Source organism: Maribacter sp. 2-571 (assembly GCF_050589625.1).
GTDB lineage: Bacteria > Bacteroidota > Bacteroidia > Flavobacteriales > Flavobacteriaceae > Pelagihabitans.
In genome coordinates this window covers 1-20722 of sequence record NZ_JBNGOP010000037.1, presented here as the reverse complement: position 1 = coordinate 20722, position 20722 = coordinate 1, and the positions used below count along the sequence as shown (strand labels likewise).

The window sequence follows — 20722 nt, the reverse complement described above, 5'->3', positions numbered from 1 at the left end:
TGTTCCCGTTCGCAATCGACGGGTTTTATTTTAAGTTGTTATTTTCAATTTTTCGTGCCAATACGCGAATGCGTTTGTAATCGGCATACCATTTACTATTTTTGAACAGCGCTCCCGAAACGGAACCTTGTACCTCTTTTTTAATCACGGACGCCTCCTCTGCTGCTATTCCCTTAAAAAATGGTTTGGCGAACATGCTCAACCAATCCAAAATTCCCGTTTCCCCATCGGCTAATTCCGTAGGGCGGTCGTACCATTCGGCCAATGTGACCTCAAAGCCGTTGCGTTCCAACAGTGAGGTATAGGTACTTATGGACGGGAAATACCAAAGTTGTAAGGCCGATTGTTCCTTATACCCTTTACTGAAAAGAATGCGACGTAGCGCTTGGATTACGGTATCTACATTGTTTTTACCTCCAAACTCCAGTGCTACTCTGCCGCCATACCGAAGATTTTCAAACATGCACTTTACCGCTTTTTCCGGCTCGATTACCCAATGAAGGGTAGCGTTCGAAAAAATACAGTCAAAAGGGTGCGAACCGCTAAAATTACGGGCATCCCCTTTTAGAAAAGTACACAACGGGTAGGTATTTCTGGCTTTTTTTATCATTTCCGATGAGGAATCCACGCCAACTACACTTCCAGAGCGTGTACGTAACGCTTCCGTTAACGCTCCCGACCCACATCCCAGATCAAGTACCTTTTCCCCTTTTTTGGGTCCGAGCATATCGACCAAATCTGCACCGTATCGATATACGAACGAATGTTTATCGTCATATAAGGTACTATCCCATTTGTATGCTTCTTGCTGCATTGCTACGTTGGCTATCTTTTTTGTCGTTTTATTCTGGTGCAGTTCTTACCGCCAATAGTACCCCTGTGGACCAATTGAGTTTTGTCAATGTAAAATCCTCACGTCCCTGCAAATAATCGATCAGTCGCGCAACATGCAACTCGTGTCCTTCTGGCCAGTTCGGTTGTGCGGTCATGTCATCAATGACATAATACCCCCCTACTTTTACCAAACGCAACGTTTCTTCGATCTCACTGTATTTTCCGGGCCATGCATCCGCAAAAATGAGGTCAAATGCCGCTCCTTCATAGGATTTGATCCAAGTGGTCCCATCTTCACAAACAAGGGATACCCGTTCATCATTTCCAAAATACCCGGAAACGATATCGATCAGGTCAGTGTCGTTATCGACACTGATCAAGGTAGCATCCCGGTCGAGACCCTCGATCATCCAAGAGAGACTCAATCCGATTCCCGAGCCCAATTCCAATACCCTTGCCCCTGGTTTTGAAGCGATCAAGGTTTTTAACAACGTACCGATATGGATATCGGATGGCATCGTAAAACCGATTTCTTCGGATTTCCTAGAAATTTCCGAATATAGCTTCGGCACCTTATGTACTTGTGTATCGTCCATTTGCTTTGGTACGCTAGTGTAAATCGTATTATTTTAGTCGAATTTCCGAAACGGATGCTCCCGATGGGATCATTGGAAATACGTTATCCTCCTTTTCTACCTTTACTTCTAAAAAATAGGGTTTGTCCGAGGCGATCATGGTCGCCACGGCGTTCTTAAGGTCCTTACGCTCCGATACCCTTTTCGCTTCGATATGGTAGCCTTCCGCTATTTTTACAAAATCGGGGTTTACCATAACGGTGGAAGCATAACGCCGCTCAAAAAACAGCTCCTGCCACTGGCGCACCATTCCCAAATGATCATTGTTCAATACCACTATTTTTACCGGAACCTGGTGTTGAAAGATAACACCGAGCTCCTGAATCGTCATTTGGTACCCGCCATCACCGATAACGGCCACGACCTCTCTATCCATGGCCCCCATTTTGGCACCTATGGCCGCTGGTAGCGCAAAACCCATGGTGCCCAAGCCCCCTGAGGTAATGTTACTTTTCGATTCACTGAACTTTGCATAGCGGCAAGCGATCATTTGATGCTGCCCTACATCGGTTACGATGACCGCGTTGTTCTTGGAGGCCTTATTGATCTCTTCGATCACCTCGCCCATGGTCAACCCTTCTTTTACGGGTTCGATATCGTTTTTGATTACCTCCTTGAATTCTATTTCATATTTTTCTTTAAAGACGTTGTGCCAAGCCTCATGGGTGTTTTTGGCCACAAGCGGCAATAACAGTTCCAAGGTTTCCTTGGCATCGCCCAATACCGCAACATCTGCCTTTACATTTTTATTGACTTCGGCGGGATCGATCTCAAGATGGATTACTTTGGCCTGCTTGGCATAGGTATCCAAACTGCCCGTAACGCGATCATCGAACCGCATGCCAATGGCAATCAGCACATCACATTCGTTCGTCAACAGGTTCGGACCATAATTTCCGTGCATGCCCACCATTCCTACGTTTAGGGGATGGTCGGTTGCAAGTGCCGAAGCTCCCAAAATAGTCCATGCGGCAGGAATCCCCGTTTTTTCAACAAAGGATTTTAATTGTTCTTCCGCTTTTCCTAAAATAATGCCCTGGCCCCAAACAATAAACGGCTTTTTGGCGTTATTGATCAACTCCGCCGCATCTGTTATGGCCTGCTTATCCGGAGTTGGGGTCGGTTTGTAACTGCGGACCCTTTTGCAGGGCTCGTAGGAAAAATCGAATTCCTCGAATTGTGCATTTTTCGTAATATCGACAAGTACGGGTCCCGGACGACCGGACTTTGCAATATAAAAGGCCCTTGCCATAATTTCCGGAATTTCGGAAGCCTTGGTTATCTGATGGTTCCATTTGGTAACCGGGGTCGATATTCCGATAATATCAGTTTCTTGAAAGGCATCGGACCCCAATAAGTGTCGTGATACCTGGCCCGTAATACAGACCATCGGCGTAGAATCGATTTGTGCGTCCGCCAGGCCGGTCACCAAATTGGTGGCTCCCGGACCTGAAGTAGCCATTGCTACCCCGACTTTACCACTGACCCTTGCATACCCTTGGGCGGCATGGGTGGCACCTTGTTCGTGTCGGGTCAATACATGGGTCAAACGGTCCTGAAATTTGTAAAGCTCGTCATATACGGGCATAATGGCCCCTCCGGGATATCCGTACAACAAATCGACACCTTCGGCCAAAAGGCAATGTATGATAGCTTCGGCCCCGGTAATTCGAATGGTGCTCGGTGTCTTTTGGTCTTTCGTTTCTTTCTTTAAAAATTCCATAAGCGTGTTGGTATGGAAGGTATCGGCAACAATACCTTTGAAGGTCCTTTTTAGGGAACCTTCCGTTTACGTTTTATATTTCATCGGTAACACAACCTTTTGAGGCCGATGCTACGGTTTTAGCATATTTGTACAGGCTGCCCCTTTTTACCTTCAAGGGCGGACATACCCACTTTTCCCGTCGCTTGGCCAAAACGGCATCGCTCAGCGCTACGGAAATGGTATTTTTTTCAGCATCTATGGTGATGATATCCCCATCTTCCAAAAGGGCTATGGTCCCTCCTTCTTGGGCTTCCGGACATACGTGACCGACCACAAAACCATGTGTACCTCCCGAAAAACGACCATCGGTAATGAGGGCAACATCCTTTCCGAGTCCCGCCCCCATAATCGCCGCCGTTGGCTTCAACATTTCTGGCATTCCCGGACCTCCCTTTGGCCCTTCGTATCGGATGACCACAACATCGCCTTTCTGCACTTCGCCTCTACCTATACCGGCATTGGCCTTAAACTCATCGTCATATACTTTGGCGGCCCCGGTAAAATGAAGGCCTTCTTTTCCGGTGATCTTGGCCACAGCGCCCTCCTCGGCCAAATTGCCATAAAGAATGCGCAAATGTCCTGTTTCCTTAATAGGGGCATCCATACCCATAACCACCTTTTGTCCTTCTGCAAGGCCAGGTAGTTCCGCTAAGTTTTCCGCGACCGTTTTTCCGGTCACGGTCAAGCAATCGCCATGGAGCATTCCATTGTCCAGCATAAACTTCATTACTGCCGGAGTACCGCCTACCCGGTGCAAATCTTCCATCAGATACTTCCCGCTCGGTTTCAAGTCCGCCAAAAAGGGCGTGGTATCGCTAATCTTTTGAAAATCGTCGAGGGTAAACGATACATCGGCCGCCTTGGCTATCGCCAAAAAATGCAGGACCGCATTGGTGGAACCTCCCAACAGCGTTAAAAGGCGTACCGCATTTTCAAAAGATTTTCGGGTAATAATATCACTGGGTTTGATGTCTCTTTTCAATAGCGTTTCCAACGCCTTTCCGGAACGCAAACAACCTTCTTTTTTTTCGGGACCCAAAGCGGGGTTGGAAGAATTGTAGGGCAATGCCATTCCCAGCGCCTCTATGGCCGAAGCCATGGTGTTGGCGGTATACATACCACCACAGGCACCTGCTCCCGGGCATGCGTTTTGTATGACACTTTTATAATCGGCTTCGCTCATGGTACCGGCCACTTTCTCGCCCCATGCCTCAAAGGCCGAAACCACATCCAATTTTTTATCTTCAAAACAACCGGAAGCAATCGTTCCGCCATACACCAGTACCGATGGTCGGTCCAATCGGATCATCGCCATCAGCGCACCCGGCATATTTTTATCGCAACCAACAACGGTAACCAAACCATCGTAGTTCATTGCCTGCACCACGGTCTCCATAGAATCGGCGATGATGTCACGTGATGGCAGGGAATAGCGCATCCCATAGGTCCCCATTGAAATTCCATCGCTCACCCCTATGGTATTAAAGATCAAACCTACTGCACCTCCTTCGTTTACGCCTTGTTTTACCTCTTTGGCCAAGTCGTTCAAGTGCATGTTGCAGGGGTTTCCCTCGTATCCCGTGCTACCGATACCGATCAACGGTTTTTTCATATCGTCCTCGGTCAGTCCAATGGCATAAAGCATGGCTTGCGCGGCGGGCTGCGTGGGATCCTGGGTAACGTTCTTGCTGTATTTATTCAATTCCATTAAAGGCACTTGTTTTAGTTAATCAAATATATCCGGTTTTAAAAAGTTTGTGGTCACTTTTCAAAAAAACAATCTAAATCCAATTGTATTTATATCAACATAAAAACCTATTAATCAATTACTTAAGTTGAATTTATTATCATATTCAATGGTTTTCCAAAGTAATGGTTACTATGGGATAGATTTCATACGATCCTAGCGGGACAATCACTTGGATCAGGAAGTGGCAATGACGATTTCAAAACGGTCCTCCATTAGCCACGGTGAAGTTTAAACCACTTCAATGATAAGGGTGGTCTAAACCAGTTTGAAGGAAATGGTATCGGCGAATTTCTTTTGCGCCAAAATCGCAATCGCTTTTTTTGACAATTGCAGTATTCTGGGGTAGCCTCCCGTGGTCTGCCCGTCCTTCATCAATATAATAAGCCTGCCTTCAGGGGTAAGTTGAACGGTACCGGGAAGCGTTGCCGAAGTAAGCATCGTATGCCCGTGCCCCAAAACGGTTTCCTGTAATTGATACGCCATTCGGTTGTTCTCCTTGGATACCGAGAAACCGTCGGAAAAAATCCGTTCCAATTGTTTGTCCACCAAAATACCGTACTCGGGACCTTTGAATACATCAAGGACGTTTTCATCCAAAAAATCTTCCGTTTTAAAAGCCGTAATTTTTGGTTCAAAAGACATATCCCTATCAAAAGCCAACACGTCCCCATCGGAAATATGGTTTGTTGGCGTCACCGGAAAAAACATGGACTTACTTCCCAAAACGGAATCGGTCTTGAACCCATCTTTTATGGCCAAATACCCCCGAAATCCTTTTTCCAGTTTTCCGTAGGATAAAATGTCTCCCTCGGAAACGGCGTATATTTTATGGTTCTCGATCGGGGTATTGTTCAAGGTAGCCGACATTTGGGCACCTCCCAATACCACATGCGTGGCTTCTCCGAACAGGAGGGTAGGCCCCGTCATGGTAATTTCCAAAACTGCGGCCTTCGGGTCATTCTCCAATAGCCCATTGATCTGGTTTACGGTGAGGTCGTCCATAATGCCGGAAACCGGTACGCCCTTGTCCCGATAACCGAACCTTCCAGTATCCTGTACCGTAGTAAAAAATCCGGATTTTAGCACATTAACCATTCAGTAGCGATTTTTCGACTTGATAGATTCCTACTTCTCCCTCTATTTTATGCAGCTCGTACTCCGATCGCGAAATGGCATAAAATTGCACTTGATCTCCAACGCTTATCAAACAGGGTGTCTCTTTTGTGGCATCAAAAATCGGTACCGAACAGTTTCCGATAATATTCCATCCCCCGGGGGATTCCTGTGGGTATATACCGGTTTGTTTTCCTGCCAGCCCGACAGCTCCTTTCCTGACCCGCAACCGGGGTTTTGGCCGTCTTGGAATTTCCAATGCCGCGGTAAGCCCCCCCAAATACATGAAACCGGGTAAAAATCCGATGCCATATACCGTGTAGCTATTTTTGGTATGTAGGGTGATAAGTTCTTCGGTGGAAAGCCCCAACCGATCGGAAACGGCCTCTAGGTCTATTCCAAATTCCGCATCGTAGCAGACCGGAAGTCTCCAAAGGTACTTTTGCCCCGGAGGTGTTCCCGTCCTCTTTTCGTATAGCGCGAAAAGGGTACTTTCCATTTCCTTCAAATCAAGAGGTTCCCTTTCGGAAATCAACGTAAGGGAATTATACGCAGTAACCAAGGCTATCGGTTCCGCTTTAAAATGCTCCCTTAAACATTGCGCATATTGTAAAATGTCATTTAGGACGACCGTGTCTACTTGATCGGGCCATTCCACTAAAATTGCATGCACTCCAAAAGACCGTATTCGTATGGGATAATCGTTCACTTTCTTATTTGAGTATCATGTTTTGGTAACTGTCGCGAAAGATACGTTATTATTTGTAATGCGTTTTCGGTATCGCCATGTATACAGTAGGTATCAGCGGTAAGGGCTACATGGGAGCCCGCTATGGTTACCACTTGGTTTTTCTTCACCATTGTCAAAAGGTGCTCCAAAACGGCTTCCGGTCGCGAAATCACAGCGCTTTCCATAGCTCTGGAGACCAAACTAAGGTCGTCATTATAGTTTCGGTCGGCAAAAGCTTCCGTGCGGACAGAAAATCCATGTTCAAGGGCCACTTTCTCGAATATGGAGCCGTAGGGTACAACCACATTACAATTGCCTTTGAACGAAGTGATCGCGCTCAAAAAAACAACACTCAATGCCTCACTCTTGGCCAAATCATTGTATAGGGCCCCATGGGGCTTTATATGTGAAAGAGGAACGTTTTCTTGCGCTAGCAACCGTACCAGTCCATTCACTTGAAAGCCGATAGTTTCTACAAGGGCCTCAGGCGACAACGCCATGGTCTTACGCCCGAAATTCGCCCTATCGGGATAGGAAGGGTGCGCGCCAATGGACACGCCATATTTTTTGGCCAAACGGATAACGGACCGCATACTACGTTCGTCTCCCGCATGGCCGCCACAGGCGATGTTGCAAGACGATATAAACGGCAACAGCTCCGCTTCATTGCCCACGCCCTCGCCCACGTCACAGTTTATATCGATATCCATCATGCCCATACGGGTTTACATCGTTTTGCCATATGGCTACCTTCCCCTACAGTTTTCATTTTAATCCAAAGCATCGGCAATACCTTCTTTAAACTCTTGAAAATCCTGTAAATAATTATGTCCGGCCCCATTTACGGTATAGAACTTCTTATTGTCTCCGGGAATGGATTCAAAAAGGTCCCTCCCCTGTTGGAAAGGAATTACCCTGTCTTCCGTACCATGAAAGACATACACCGGGCAATCGACCTTTTGAAGGTATTCGTTGGAAGGAAACCGATAATGCGACAGCCAATCGATCGGGAAGATAGGAAACCGATGTTTTCCCAAGGCTACGGCACTATAATATGGAGATTCCAAAATAACTTTCCATGGCGTGTTATCAGCTGCAAGTCCGGCAACGATTCCAGTTCCAAAAGAGCGACCGTAGAGGATCACCACCTTTTCTTCGTAACGGGCGAGCGCATAATCATAAAAGCGTTGGGCGTCTTTCTTCAAGGCCGCTTCGCTCAGCGTGCCGGTACTTTTTCCATAGGTACGGTAGTCTACCAATATGGCATCGTATCCCTTGCGATCGATCAAATTGGCCACATGGATCAGATGCGAAACGTTGCCCGAGTTTCCATGGAAATAAAGCACCAATCCTTTTGAACTATCCCTTTTAATGTGCACGGCATTCAATACTGCTCCGTCTTCAGCCGTCAAATTGAACTCTTCAAAAGGTTGACAGAAGTCGTAAACGTGGTTCTTTGGCATTTTTGAGGGAAGAAAAATCAATTTTTCCTGAAAAGTATAGGTCAATGCCAACAACAACCCATAAAGTACGACCAGAATGATCCCGATTTTTTTAAGCCTTCTCATGCGTCACTTTGGATGAGTGGTTTACCTTATGACTAGACCCCTTTAAGTCGACCGTCTCCGATTTTGATGTCATGATTTCATTTAACATTTTATGATAGGACTCAAACTGATTCAAATTCTTATGCCCACCACCGATTACGGTATACAAACGGGTGAGCTTGGGTTTGATTTTGGATAGTTTTACGCTTGTTTTGTACGGAATAAGTTTATCGTCGGTCCCATGAATGATATGTACGGGGCAATTTACATATTTCAACCATTTATAGGTCGGCATCGGAAATTTTATCAAAAGGGACAATGGCATAAAGGGAATGTATTTTTTGGCAACCTTGCTCAAACTGTAATACGGGGCATCCAAAATGAGCATTTTGGGGTTGTTCATCGAGGCCAATTTAGTCGCAAAACCAGAACCCAACGACCTGCCGTACAAAATGATATAGGACTCCTTAACATTCTCCTTTAATTTGTTATACACCACCTGCAGGTCGCGCTTTATAGCCTTTTGGGTGCGCCTACCCGTGCTTTTACCAAACCCGCGATAGTCTACCATGATCACATCGTACCGATGCCGGGTAAAATCTACCGCAAATTTCCCCCAACCTTTAATGCTTTTTGAATTTCCTTTTAAATAGAAGACAACGCCCTTTGGATTTTTGGCCTTAAAGCGCAACCCGTTAATTATGGCCCCGTCCCTGGTTTCGATGTTGTATTCCTCAATTTCCTGATTTTCATAATGAAATTGGAAATCACTGGGAAGTTTCTCAGGCTTGAACATGATCCAATCCTGCAAAAAATAGAGCGCTACGCTGATGAGAACGTACCCAGATAGAACCAAAAGTAACATGGAAACCCAATACGGCATTCTCGTTTGTTTGCTACAAGATACAAAAACCGTATTAACCTGGTTTCTCGGTTTTTAAAACACCGGGGCCAACTCGTTTTGAGCCGGAAAAATCCGATTGCCCTATCCGGAAGATAGCTATTCGCTTTACGATCTTTGCTATATTATAGTTTAAGTGTTTTTAAATGCAGGCCCGATCCCGGTGCAACGTAGGTCAGCGTTTTTGAATACTCCTTTTTAAGGGATTCCCTAATGTCCGCAATACTCAGTTCGCCCTTCCCAACTTGCATCAAAGCACCCATGATCATGCGTACCTGATAACGCATAAAACCTTCCGATATGATATGTAGAAGATAGCTCTGTGTCGGAAAAAAGTTGGCGGTAAAAAGCGTATTGCGCTCTAAATAGCATTTTGTAATGGTCCGTATGGATTTTGTGCCGGGCCGAATGCGCGCGGTGTATGCCTTAAAATCATGAGTGCCCTCGAAACAACGGGCCGCCGTTTTCATTGCCCCGATATCGAGCGGCACTAAAATATTGGCCATAAAGGGAGCACAAAATGGATGGTTCTTTTCCCCAAACGAAAAAAGATATACGTACTCCTTTAGTTTTGGGCTTTGTATAATATTAAACGTACGGTCAACGGTCGTTATCTGGGTTACCCGAATATCCGAAGGCAGGTTGCTGTTTAAAAGCTCCTGAAAAGAAGTCAAATTCGCTATGGGTTCTGTTACGAACAATTCAAAAACATAGGCCAATGCGGAGACCTTGGCGTCCGTTCGGCTCGCTCCCAAAATTTTGATCTCCTGGTCGGGAAGCACAAATTTCAGGGTTTTTGAAAGCATGCCTTCCAAGGTTTTTTGACCGGGCTGTTTTTGCCAACCACTGTAACGAAAACCCAAAAATTGAATTTTAACTAAATAAAAGAAACGATACCTGCTCATTTCGTCAAAAAATTAACGTATTTCTTATTGATTTCTTTTTTTAGTATTTTTGTAATCGAAAACCAACAATTTTTCGTCACAAAACAAAGTAACGACAAAACTTTGAAAACCAGTGCTCCCAGGTATAAGGGACATCTATTAAAGTTATGTCTTACATCAGGTATTGGGCCATTACATCAAACATGGCATCCCAAAATGAAGCCAATCCTTTAACCATGGGAAACTAAAACAGGTTTAGGAAATCGCTACGGTGCGGTTCACGGAATTTTTAATTCTATAAGGCCTAGTATTCGGTGGCAATCCTTTTTTGTTGTTTTCAGTTATGATTTATTGATGTGTTCAAACCAAAATTGAAACTACCTTTTTAATGAAAATCGATATCCCCCATGTTTTTAATGTTGTTCCGTACAGGCATTTCACCACACTTTTTAAGGCCTACTCAACATTCTTTACGCTTCATCGATTTTTTCCAATAAAGAAAATTACCGCTCGTTCTAGGAATAACAAATGGGTTGCCCAAGACCTAGAAACCTACTTACGATGAAGTCTATTTTTAACATCCTTCCGTGGAAGCGAGGGTTGGTACTTTCTATATTGACGCTATTGATACTAGTCGTATCAAGTTTTTATGGATTGTATACGAACAAGTTTTATTTTTTCAAGTTCGACAACTACCTGATACCATTGGTTACCTTGGTCCATTTTGCATTTTTATACGTCTTATGGTTTAAAATAAAGGAAGGCGAGGTTACCGACCCCCAAATGCGCAACTTGGAATATGCCCTCTATGTTATTTTACCGATTTACGCCTATAAACTGATCAATACCATAGCCATTCTATTCAGTGCCAACGATTTTGAGAACCACATCATCCCAAGTACGTTCATACCCATAGGGCTATTGGTCTTAACGGCATATATTTTGATTATCGCGCTCACCCTTTTGGCGTTCCAATATCGAAAGGTACTGGTAGGCAATTACAACTTTGATGAGATCAACAGGCATATCGACACCTGGGAATAGTTCGTTCGCTGTAATTCCGTAGGCCCTATTTTCCCATTTTTTAAAATACCCTTGGCTTAACCCTTCTCCTGGAATCCTATTTTATTGGTGTTGCGAGAAGGCTGTCCTTCGACTTTTATGGATATCCATTAGCATCCGGTATACGTTGGGAATACCGCTGTTCCATTAGTAATACCAGAAATGGTATAATCTTCTGCCTTTTCCGATATTCCCTGACCCTTATCGCTTTGACAAATAGACCGATTACTCCATAAGATTGTAAGGATTTGTTGGGAATTACGGCTATTAATGAAATCACTTACAGAGCGTTTTGTAAAGCGGCGTTTTTCCGGTCATATTCGATCCTTTTAAGGCCCGTGATGCTTTTGTGATACTTTTTAACTTCTTTCGTATAAGAAACATGAAGCAGATCCTAATTATAGAAGACGATCCAGAGATCATAAGGTTGTTGGAAATCCATCTGACCGACATGATCTATGATACCGCAAAGGCAATGGATGGTAAGGAAGGACTTCAAATGGCCTTGAAAAACGATTACGACCTTATCCTATTGGACCTCACCCTGCCAAGTATGGACGGTGTTGAAATTTGCAGAAGTGTTCGGGCAAAAAAAAATACGCCGATCATTATGCTCACTGCCAAATCCGAAGAAATCGATAGGGTTCTGGGGCTAGAAATCGGAGCGGACGATTATATAACAAAACCCTTTAGTATTCGAGAGTTATTGGCCCGTATCAAAGCTGTTTTAAGACGGTCGGAGCAAAAGGAAGTTTCCGTAACCGATTCCTCAAAAATTAATGCAGATGGCCTAGAAATCGATATCGATAAGCGAAAGGTGCTTCTTGAAGATCAGAAAATAGAACTTTCGCCCAAGGAATTTGAACTGTTGGTATTGATGGCCTCCAACCCCGGACGAAATTATACCCGAAGTGAATTGTTGAACATTATTTGGGGCTATAACTTTGAGGGTTATGAGCATACCGTAAACTCGCATATCAATCGGTTACGCGCCAAAATTGAGTCGGACATGGCCAACCCTACCTATATTTTGACCACTTGGGGAGTGGGCTACAAATTTAATGAGGATAGTATACTATGAGCACCGTTGAAAAAACACTGACCCCTAGATTGGTGAAAAAGCTATGGATGGCTTTCATTGCGCTCATCATATTGATGGGAACCTCTTACATGCTTATAACAAGCTACTTTGCCCAAAAGCACCATGAGGAAACTACCCAGCGACTGAATGCGGATGTTGCCCACCACGTAATCGCGGAAAAATTTGATGGCGCTTCGCCTTTTTTGGATGATGGAAGCGTAAACAAACCCTTGTTCGGAGATTTAATGCACGACATGATGGCGGTAAACCGGGGGATAGAGGTTTATTTGTTGGACAAAACAGGGGAAATACTCTACTCCGTGGTTTTGGACCATGGAGAAACAGCACCCGCTAAACGAGTCTCCTTAACGCCTATCGAATCGTTTATTGCCCAGAAGGGCGAAGGTTTTGTAAGGGGTGACGATCCCAGAAATCCCGGGGAACAGAAAATTTTTTCCGCGGCACCCTATAGTGTAGATGGTCGGGAAGGATATGTTTACATTGTGTTGGCAGGTAAAAACTTCCAGCAGGTAAGCGATACGCTTTGGGGCCAATATTTTGCGCGTTTGGGTATTGGGGCCACCCTACTTACTACGGTTTTTTCCATTCTTTTAGGCCTGCTGGCCATATGGTTCCTTACCAAAAACCTACGATTGATCATCACGACCGTACGCAGATTTCAAGATGGTGACCTCAGTGCCCGAATCGAAAAACCGGAAACATCCGACATTGCTATTTTTGCGAAGTCCTTTAACGGAATGGCGGACACCATTGTCGACAATATGGACAAACTACAATCGGTAGATATGCTAAGAAGAGAGCTGATCGCCAATGTTTCGCACGACCTTAGAACCCCCCTGGCCATTTTAAAGGGCTATATCGAAACCTTACAGATCAAGGGCGATTCCTTAACCGAAAAAGAGAAGCAGACCTATTTGCAGATTACCCATGATAACGTGGACAAACTATCCAAACTGATCAATCAGTTGTTCGAATATTCAAAACTTGAGGCGGAGCAGGTTACTCCGATAAAAGAGCCGTTTTCCATTACCGAACTATCCTACGACCTCATCGCAAAATTTAAGGTGCTTGCCGGTAAAAAAGATATTGTACTACATTTAGAAAAACCGCAGGAAAACCACGTTGTTTTTGCGGATGTAAGCCTTGTGGAACGGGCGCTACAAAACCTGATCGAAAACGCCATAAAATATACGGAACCCAAGGGGACGGTCACTTTATCACTCGTTCAAAACGGAAATCAGGTGGAAATTAATATTAGTGATACCGGCGCCGGAATACCAATAAACGAACAGCCCTTTATTTTTGACCGATACAAACAAGTGGATAAAAACGATCCGAAAAAAACAGGATATGGCCTCGGACTGGCCATCGTTAAAAAAATAATGGACCTGCACGACACTACCATTACCGTACTGAGCAAACCGAAGGAAGGGAGCTCTTTTATTTTCAATTTACCTGCCTACCAGGTGTGATGGGAAATTGATTTCTATGAAGAAGGAAGCCGGTTCTGTTAGGACCGGCTTTGCTTTTAAAACAGGAAGAAGAGTGCAAATTTTGTATACCCGCTAAACCTTAAAACTGCTGACAAACAATGAAATGGTTTTTTAATTGACCAAAGTCACGGTGTTTTTCCCATTGCCCAAGCGATAACAACGTTTATACCATTTTAAGCAAATACGTCAAGAAAAGCACGCGTCGGATCGTCATATTGCAAAGCGCGAACGGGGTCATTCAACAATAACCTTTTCAAATAGATTTTCCAGTCCGGTATTGATCCTTAAAATATAAATACCTGGTGGGAGTCCCTCCACAGAAATGGTCCTTTCTGCATTATTCGACCCTGGCGGCTCTACTAACGAAGACACCATTTTACCGTCCATTTGATACATCGTAAAGGTCCTAACGGCCTTTTGGTCCGTATCGGTAATTATCGATAACGTTTCTGAGGCAGGATTGGGGTATACCGATACCGAAATACCGTTATCCGGCACGTATACGGCTTCTATGGGAGCAGCGGTATCGGAAACCACGACAGTGGTCGTAGGGGCAAAAATATCCGCTATGGCCACGGTATTGTCCGTAGTGGTCCATTGGTAGAACCGAAAACCTTCCATTTCATCCGCGGTAATTACGACCTCTGTTCCCAAAGGGTAACTGCCGCTTCCCGTACCCCCAACAACGTTCAGAACGAATTGAAGGACGGGTTCCGCTATAGCGCTATCCTCATCGGTACAATTTTTTTCTTTAAGCCGTTCCACCCAATCGCCTTCCGGCCAAATCGATTGCGCCCAAACGGCCATCTGTTTTACCGTGGCACATGAAATACCCTCGGTGTCCTCCATTATCGGTAATAAGCGATATAGGGTGTTCATATGCTCCATTACAGCAACCGAATACAATTGATTGGTATTGAACCTCGGAATATTAGTAGTCGGTACCGCATCGATCGGTTCGATTTTGGCCCATTTGGAAACTTCAGAAACATCTGCCGGTACCTGCCGACTCCAATCCCCTTCCTCAAATTCCGCCACCACTTTTAGCCATTCCAACAAAAGCGCATTTTGTAGCTTGCCACTCAAGCCAGGCTCATAAAAATTTACACTTTCATGGGTCGTCTTTTCACCTTTCGGCTGTCGCATCAAAAATTTTGGATGTACAAAACGCATGATCCATCCTTTGGAAGAGGTTCCATTGGTATTGCTTTGGGACTGATACATTTTTATCAACGACAAAAATGTTCTTGCCCCTTCCCAACGTTTGTCGGGCGTTCGTTCGGCAGCTTCCCACAAGTGCCGCATCTGATAGGGCCAATCTACAGGGTGCACAATATACGTTTTGTCCAGATCTAAACCTTCCCCGCTGTTCAAGGTAAGTTGCAGTTGGTACCATACGGTAGATCTATAATCCCCCACCAAAGGATTCTGACCCTCAAAATTATTCTGGTTATCGGCGACAATATGTGGTGCCACCTGATGTACCGCCTGAGCGCTCATAGGCCATTGCCAGGCTTCCGAACCGGGTCGAATTTCCACCGCCCGGTCTTCCAACCGGTTTAGCTTGATCATTTCCCAGTACCGAAGCGCCAGCCATTTTGCCAATTGTTCTTTTGCAAATTCAGGACTATTATTGTTCAAATACTTTGCCTTGATCTGGCCGATAGCCGTACTGCCCTGAGCACGCCATGCACTTCCCCTGTCATCCGTGCGCCCCTCCGCTATAAACGTCCTAAAGTCTTCCTGAAAACCGCGAATGTTCTTATCGAAGTCCTTATCGAAAAGCACTGCTTCCGAGTTGTTCCGCATGTTCTGCAGTAGTGCCTCATAACGGCTGTAAGCCTCAGAGCTTTCAAAATAACTTCCTTTCCAAATATCGATAGGGTGTACTTTTGGCAACCACTCGTTCCAATCGGGGAACTGAATGGCCAGCGGTATCTTGGTAATATCCAATTGCTTATTGTGGTCAACTACTTTTTGAATTTCTTTCGTACCTGTTCCGTTTGGGAACATGGCCCGTATCGTTTCGGCTTCATCGTCCGCTACCGCTTCAATGCCCGCCCCGGCCGCCCAGTACCTTACTGATTTATCCTCAAGGGATTTCCCTGGTTGATAAGGGGGGTTGTAAGGCCTACCGAGCCGTTCGATATTTTCGGACGCTCCGAGGCTCCGTATGTAACTGGCGATCATTTTACCCTCTTCCTCGGTAAGTTCATGGAATTGGGAACGTTCGATAATGGACGTATTCGAATAGGCGAAATATTCCAAGTCGGCCCCATTGGTTGCATGGCAACTGGCACATTTGGCCTTGATCGCATTTCCTCCCGGACGATCCACTATAGTTGCCGTTTCCCAAAGCTCCTTGCCCGCTGTAATAGCGGCCTGACCGGCAACAGGTGGTCGCCAGCTGCCAGGATCGACCGAAACAAAGTCGTTTTCCCCTAATAACGGGGTACCACTTGGGTTTTGAATATTGACCCCAAGAACGCGAAAACCGATGGTGTTCCCATCGGTACCATTATATCGAAAACCTATTGTTTGGGTTCCCCGATTTTTATCAAATGTTCCAAAGCTCTCCAAACCAATCTTAAAGCGCAGTGTATGATAACCGCCACCCTGTCCACCGTATTGGTCGTCGGGATAAACAATGGCCTCATCCATCAATTCCGACCAAGGACTATTATTGATCTTGATACTTGCCTGGCCTTCAAATTTTAACCCGTGAATTTGTAGGAGTAACGCCCCGGTTTCGGGAAGGCGAATCGGTAATTGCACTTGTTTTACAGCGGTAGTTGCGCTTAACACCTCTATAGGCAAGGTTATCCGTTGGGATCGACCGCTAAAATAAGCCAACGTTAACAACAGCGTCAAGAGCAGCTTTTGGGCATTCATGTCGTATCGTTTTTTGGAGAAACGAAAAAAGGCAACTGCTATTGCATTTTTTGGTCGTCTCACCCGTATTTACGACGAAAGAAAGGTATTCAGATCAGAGGCCACTGATAAAGCTTCCGTAAAGGTCTTTAAATTGATAGCCTTCCGCAAAACGGTTCTTGCTCAATTTCTTGTGGGCGACCAGTCCCCAAAGCACCAATTCCTTTAAAAAATAAGCGTCTTTTTCGGGCCAATCGGGTTGATGTGTTTTTAACAATTGGTTCAACTCTGGAATGCCGTCCAAGGCCCGCTGGTATTCCTCATCGGTGAAATCGTCCAACAACTCGAACCCTTGTCCTTGAAAGAACCAATGCAGCAATTCGTCATAGGGTGTTTCGGCATCTTTGCGTTCGAGTTTTTCAATTTTCGGGAAATACAAGGGAAACATCGATTTCACGGCATCATCGATCAAAATGGCCGCTACCCCATCGGCCCCTTCCTGCTCGCCTTCATAGACCAACTCGATTTTACCGGTTATCGCTGGGATCACACCCAAAAAATCGCTCAAACGAACCATGGTGTGTTCCGCCCCGGTCTGCAAGGCGCGTCGTTCTGCCGTACTCAGCAAATTTTCGAAAGCGGTAATGCTCGTTCGGGCGCTCACGCCACTTTTTGCATCCACATACTCGCTATTTCTTGCCTCAAAACTGATTTGCTCCAAAAGGTCCTTGGCGATATCGGGCACATATACCGCGCTAGTTTGGCGTTCATCTAGAATGGCTTCTTGCTCGGTGATTTTCCTAGCGGTTTTAATATCTTCGGGATAATGTGTCAGAATCTGAGATCCGATACGATCCTTCAAAGGGGTAACGATACTTCCCCTATTGGTGTAATCCTCCGGGTTTGCCGTAAACACAAACTGAAGGTCCAAGGGCAAACGCAATTTGAATCCCCTGATCTGTATGTCGCCTTCCTGTAAAATATTAAATAGCGATACCTGTATCCGTGCCTGTAGATCGGGCAACTCGTTGATTACAAAAATGCAACGGTTGGCCCTTGGTATCATTCCAAAGTGAATTACGCGATCATCGGCATAGGAGAGCTTGAGGTTTGCCGCTTTAATGGGGTCCACATCCCCGATCAAATCGGCTACGGTTACGTCCGGTGTTGCCAATTTTTCAAAAAAACGGTCCTCTCTATGCAACCAGCTTATTGGGGTATCGTCGCCCTTTTCAGCAATCAGTTCCAAAGCAAAACGGGACATTGGACGAAGCGGGTCGTCATTGATTTCCGAGCCTTTTACAATAGGTATCCATTCATCCAACAAGGTGACCATAAGTCGCGCCAATCGGGTTTTTGCCTGACCTCGTAACCCCAAGAGATTGATATTATGCCGTGATAATATGGCACGCTCCAATTCTGGAATTACGGAATCTTCATAGCCCCAGACTCCGGTAAAGGTATCTTCCCCATTTTTTATTTTATCGCGTAAATTATCCCTTAATTCGTCCTTAATGCCTTTTGTTCGGTATCCTGTTTTCTTTAATTCGCCCAAGGTGGCGATTTTCGTATGGTTCAATTTTTTATTTTTTAAAAGAGTTTGGAGAAAACGTCAACAAAACTATAAACGCCAAAGTGGTTTTTTCTGTCTGACGGGATCTCCCTCTAGTTAGTTATATTCAGTTTATTTTTTGATTCGAAGACGGTTTACTTTAACCTTTTTCTTCTATTGCTCTCATAATCCTCAAAAATCATTTCACCCAGCCCTTTTAAACCGGTAAAAAACGCCTTGCCCTTATTGGCTTCCGTAAAATGACGGATGAACTGCATCAAATAAGGGTCTTGGGCAATCATGAAGGTGGTTATGGGTACGTGCAATTTTCGGGCTTGCCGGGCCATATTGTAGCATTTTTCCACAATAAAGTCGTCAAGACCCACACTGTTTTTGTAATAGGTACCATCCGGCATACGCAAACAACTGGGTTTCCCATCGGTGATCATGAATATTTGCTTATTGGTATTTCGTTTTCTCCGGAGCATATCCATGGCCAATTGCAGACCGGCTACCGTATTGGTATGGTATGGCCCTACCTTTAAGTAAGGAAGGTCCTTTATCGGGATGGGCCACGCATCGTTTCCGAACACTAAAATATCAAGGGTGTCTTTTGGGTATCGCGTGGTAATCAGTTCCGCAAGGGCCATCGCCACTTTTTTGGCAGGGGTAATACGGTCTTCCCCGTAAAGGATCATACTGTGGCTGATATCGATCATCAACACCGTGCTCATTTGTGCCTTATACTGGGTATCTTCCACCACAAGGTCTTCCTCGCTCAGCGAAAAACTTCCAATACCATGGTTTACTTGTGCGTTTTTAAGGCTTTCGGTCATCGAAATGTGTTCCAGACCGTCACCATATCGGTATTCCCTAAAATCGCCCGTATGCTCGTCCCCTTGTCCTGATTTACCGGTTTTATGGTTGCCCGCGCCACTGCGTTTTAGTTTCCCAAAAATCTGGTCCAAGGCACGCTGGCGAATAATGCGTTCCATTTTTGCTGTAATGGAGATATTACCCTTGCTGCTGCCCTCATCACCTTCTTCGCCTTCTTCGCCCATTTTACCACCACCATCCTCAAACTCCTCGCGGATGTAGCCCTTTGCCTTTAAATCCTCAATAAAGTCTTCAATGGTATAATTCTCATCGGTAAGCTCGTATTCTTTGTCCAGTTCGCGCAACCAGTCGATAGCCTCATCAAAATCACCGGAGGTATGGGTGATCAATTCCTGAAAAATTTCAAAAAGTTTGTCAAATGGGGACTGTTCGGGTGCCTCATATGGAGAAAAACGAAAGCCTTTTCTTGTATTCATAGCCATCTTATAAAATTAACACATTTCCTTTGGAAAGGCCTTATTTTTAGGAAAAGTTAACGCTTCTACCCTTTTTTGAAGCTATTATCGTAGTCTTGTTTGCCCGTAAGGCACGGCTAGGACAAGAGTCCAATTCGCGTATTTTTGAGACACCAATGAAATCCCAGATGATGGATAAAAAGAGTTATGGTTTTTTAAGTACACCTCCCCTTTGGACCAAAGAGCAGTTCGGCATTCGGCAATTTGAATTCCCAACAATAGCCACCGACACCTTTCGTCTAAAACCGATACCGACCAACAGGCGTTTGGGCCACCAAATGGAATATGTGTTTCAACAGTTGTTGGAACATGATCCATCATACGCTATTATTCTTCACAACCTCCCCATTAAAAATGAAAAAAGAACACTTGGTGAAATCGATTTTATCCTTCGCGACTTAAAAACGGAAAAACTGCTGCATGTGGAACTTACGTATAAATTTTACATTATCGACCCCGATATTTCGGAACCGATACACCGCCTCATGGGGCCTAATAGAAGGGATATGTTCTTTACCAAGATGGAAAAAATAAAAAACGAACAGTTTCCCATATTGCACAGCGAAGAAGGTGTCGCGGCGCTCCGGGCACGTGATATCGATGTGAAAAGTATCATACATCAGGCGTGTTTTAAAGCACAACTCTTTTACCCCTACAACGCTCCAAAAACATCCATTAGACCTTTGAACAAAGCCTGTATTGTTGGGTATTGGCTCCATTTTGATACAATTAACGGTATTCCGTTCAAACAATGTCTGTTCTATATCCCCTTTAAAACAGAATGGCCCATAGTGCCCCATATGGCAGTACCTTGGATTTCCCATTTTGAATTGTTAATGGAACTGCAATTACGAATGCTCAAAGAAAACGCGCCCCTCATTTGGATCAAAAAAGAAGACGATACTATTGAAAAGTGTTTTGTGGTATGGTGGTAGTTGTTAAGTGACAAGTTCAAACTCAAAGTCAAATTCAAGTTCAAATTCAAGTTCAAATCCACAATTACTTATTACTTAACGTGAGTTCGATATAACTATATGTTCAAATACAGTTGTTAGGTATCCACGAAGTTATTTTTCAGGGAGGGTTTTTTATCCTTGAAGCTGTATGCTATTAAAGCAGCAAAAATATTGT

Annotated in this window: 17 protein-coding genes; 4 read left to right on the top strand and 13 right to left on the bottom strand. The window is 44.8% G+C overall.

Annotated features, from left to right (window positions below; translation table 11 throughout):
• Window positions 1-25: 25 nt before the first annotated feature.
• The 10 genes from ACRD7P_RS19385 to truA all read right to left on the bottom strand — a co-directional run bounded on the left by ACRD7P_RS19385 (window position 26) and on the right by truA (window position 10180).
• On the bottom strand, window positions 26-814 hold the full coding sequence (locus ACRD7P_RS19385) for a class I SAM-dependent methyltransferase (RefSeq protein ID WP_430909400.1): 789 nt from the start codon (window positions 812-814) through the stop codon (window positions 26-28).
• Window positions 815-842: 28 nt separating this feature from the next.
• Window positions 843-1430, bottom strand: a complete 588-nt coding sequence (locus ACRD7P_RS19380) for an O-methyltransferase (RefSeq protein ID WP_430909398.1) — start codon at window positions 1428-1430, stop codon at window positions 843-845.
• A 28-nt stretch (window positions 1431-1458) separates the two neighbouring features.
• The gene (ilvB, locus tag ACRD7P_RS19375; RefSeq protein ID WP_430909396.1) at window positions 1459-3192 is read right to left on the bottom strand and encodes a biosynthetic-type acetolactate synthase large subunit; all 1734 of its coding nucleotides are present in this window, start codon (window positions 3190-3192) and stop codon (window positions 1459-1461) included.
• Between the two features lie 73 nt (window positions 3193-3265).
• Entirely contained in the window at window positions 3266-4942 is a 1677-nt protein-coding gene (ilvD, locus tag ACRD7P_RS19370) for a dihydroxy-acid dehydratase (protein ID WP_430909395.1), read from the bottom strand.
• A gap of 297 nt (window positions 4943-5239) precedes the next feature.
• Window positions 5240-6079: a biotin-dependent carboxyltransferase family protein gene (locus ACRD7P_RS19365; protein ID WP_430909394.1), complete on the bottom strand. Its 840-nt coding sequence runs from the start codon at window positions 6077-6079 to the stop codon at window positions 5240-5242.
• Window positions 6072-6806 (bottom strand): 5-oxoprolinase subunit PxpB, encoded by a 735-nt coding sequence (gene pxpB, locus ACRD7P_RS19360; protein WP_430909393.1) that lies wholly within the window; start codon window positions 6804-6806, stop codon window positions 6072-6074. Before pxpB ends, ACRD7P_RS19365 begins: the two co-directional genes overlap by 8 nt.
• Window positions 6803-7540 (bottom strand): 5-oxoprolinase subunit PxpA, encoded by a 738-nt coding sequence (gene pxpA / locus ACRD7P_RS19355; protein ID WP_430909392.1) that lies wholly within the window; start codon window positions 7538-7540, stop codon window positions 6803-6805. Before pxpA ends, pxpB begins: the two co-directional genes overlap by 4 nt.
• Window positions 7541-7597: 57 nt before the next feature.
• Complete coding sequence (locus ACRD7P_RS19350; protein ID WP_430909391.1) at window positions 7598-8395, bottom strand: alpha/beta hydrolase; 798 nt, start codon at window positions 8393-8395, stop codon at window positions 7598-7600.
• Window positions 8382-9257, bottom strand: coding sequence for an alpha/beta hydrolase (locus tag ACRD7P_RS19345; RefSeq protein ID WP_430909390.1), 876 nt, complete (start codon window positions 9255-9257; stop codon window positions 8382-8384). Before ACRD7P_RS19345 ends, ACRD7P_RS19350 begins: the two co-directional genes overlap by 14 nt.
• A gap of 143 nt (window positions 9258-9400) precedes the next feature.
• The gene (truA, locus tag ACRD7P_RS19340; RefSeq protein ID WP_430909389.1) at window positions 9401-10180 is read right to left on the bottom strand and encodes a tRNA pseudouridine(38-40) synthase TruA; all 780 of its coding nucleotides are present in this window, start codon (window positions 10178-10180) and stop codon (window positions 9401-9403) included.
• A gap of 540 nt (window positions 10181-10720) precedes the next feature.
• Between truA and ACRD7P_RS19335 the strand changes: the two genes are divergently transcribed.
• The 3 genes from ACRD7P_RS19335 to ACRD7P_RS19325 all read left to right on the top strand — a co-directional run bounded on the left by ACRD7P_RS19335 (window position 10721) and on the right by ACRD7P_RS19325 (window position 13795).
• Complete coding sequence (locus ACRD7P_RS19335; protein ID WP_430909388.1) at window positions 10721-11203, top strand: hypothetical protein; 483 nt, start codon at window positions 10721-10723, stop codon at window positions 11201-11203.
• Window positions 11204-11603: 400 nt separating this feature from the next.
• On the top strand, window positions 11604-12302 hold the full coding sequence (locus ACRD7P_RS19330) for a response regulator (RefSeq protein WP_430909387.1): 699 nt from the start codon (window positions 11604-11606) through the stop codon (window positions 12300-12302).
• Window positions 12299-13795, top strand: coding sequence for an ATP-binding protein (locus ACRD7P_RS19325; RefSeq protein ID WP_430909386.1), 1497 nt, complete (start codon window positions 12299-12301; stop codon window positions 13793-13795). Before ACRD7P_RS19330 ends, ACRD7P_RS19325 begins: the two co-directional genes overlap by 4 nt.
• Window positions 13796-14050: 255 nt before the next feature.
• On the opposite strand, the gene ACRD7P_RS19320 is transcribed toward ACRD7P_RS19325, so the two are convergent.
• The 3 genes from ACRD7P_RS19320 to ACRD7P_RS19310 form a co-directional block, all read right to left on the bottom strand.
• Window positions 14051-16708: a T9SS type A sorting domain-containing protein gene (locus ACRD7P_RS19320; protein WP_430909385.1), complete on the bottom strand. Its 2658-nt coding sequence runs from the start codon at window positions 16706-16708 to the stop codon at window positions 14051-14053.
• A gap of 94 nt (window positions 16709-16802) precedes the next feature.
• Window positions 16803-18266: a magnesium chelatase gene (locus ACRD7P_RS19315; protein WP_430909384.1), complete on the bottom strand. Its 1464-nt coding sequence runs from the start codon at window positions 18264-18266 to the stop codon at window positions 16803-16805.
• A gap of 128 nt (window positions 18267-18394) precedes the next feature.
• On the bottom strand, window positions 18395-19558 hold the full coding sequence (locus ACRD7P_RS19310) for a vWA domain-containing protein (protein ID WP_430909382.1): 1164 nt from the start codon (window positions 19556-19558) through the stop codon (window positions 18395-18397).
• A 161-nt stretch (window positions 19559-19719) separates the two neighbouring features.
• Here ACRD7P_RS19310 and ACRD7P_RS19305 point away from each other — a divergent pair, with 161 nt between their 5' ends.
• On the top strand, window positions 19720-20526 hold the full coding sequence (locus tag ACRD7P_RS19305; RefSeq protein ID WP_430909381.1) for a DUF1853 family protein: 807 nt from the start codon (window positions 19720-19722) through the stop codon (window positions 20524-20526).
• Window positions 20527-20722 lie beyond the last annotated feature (196 nt).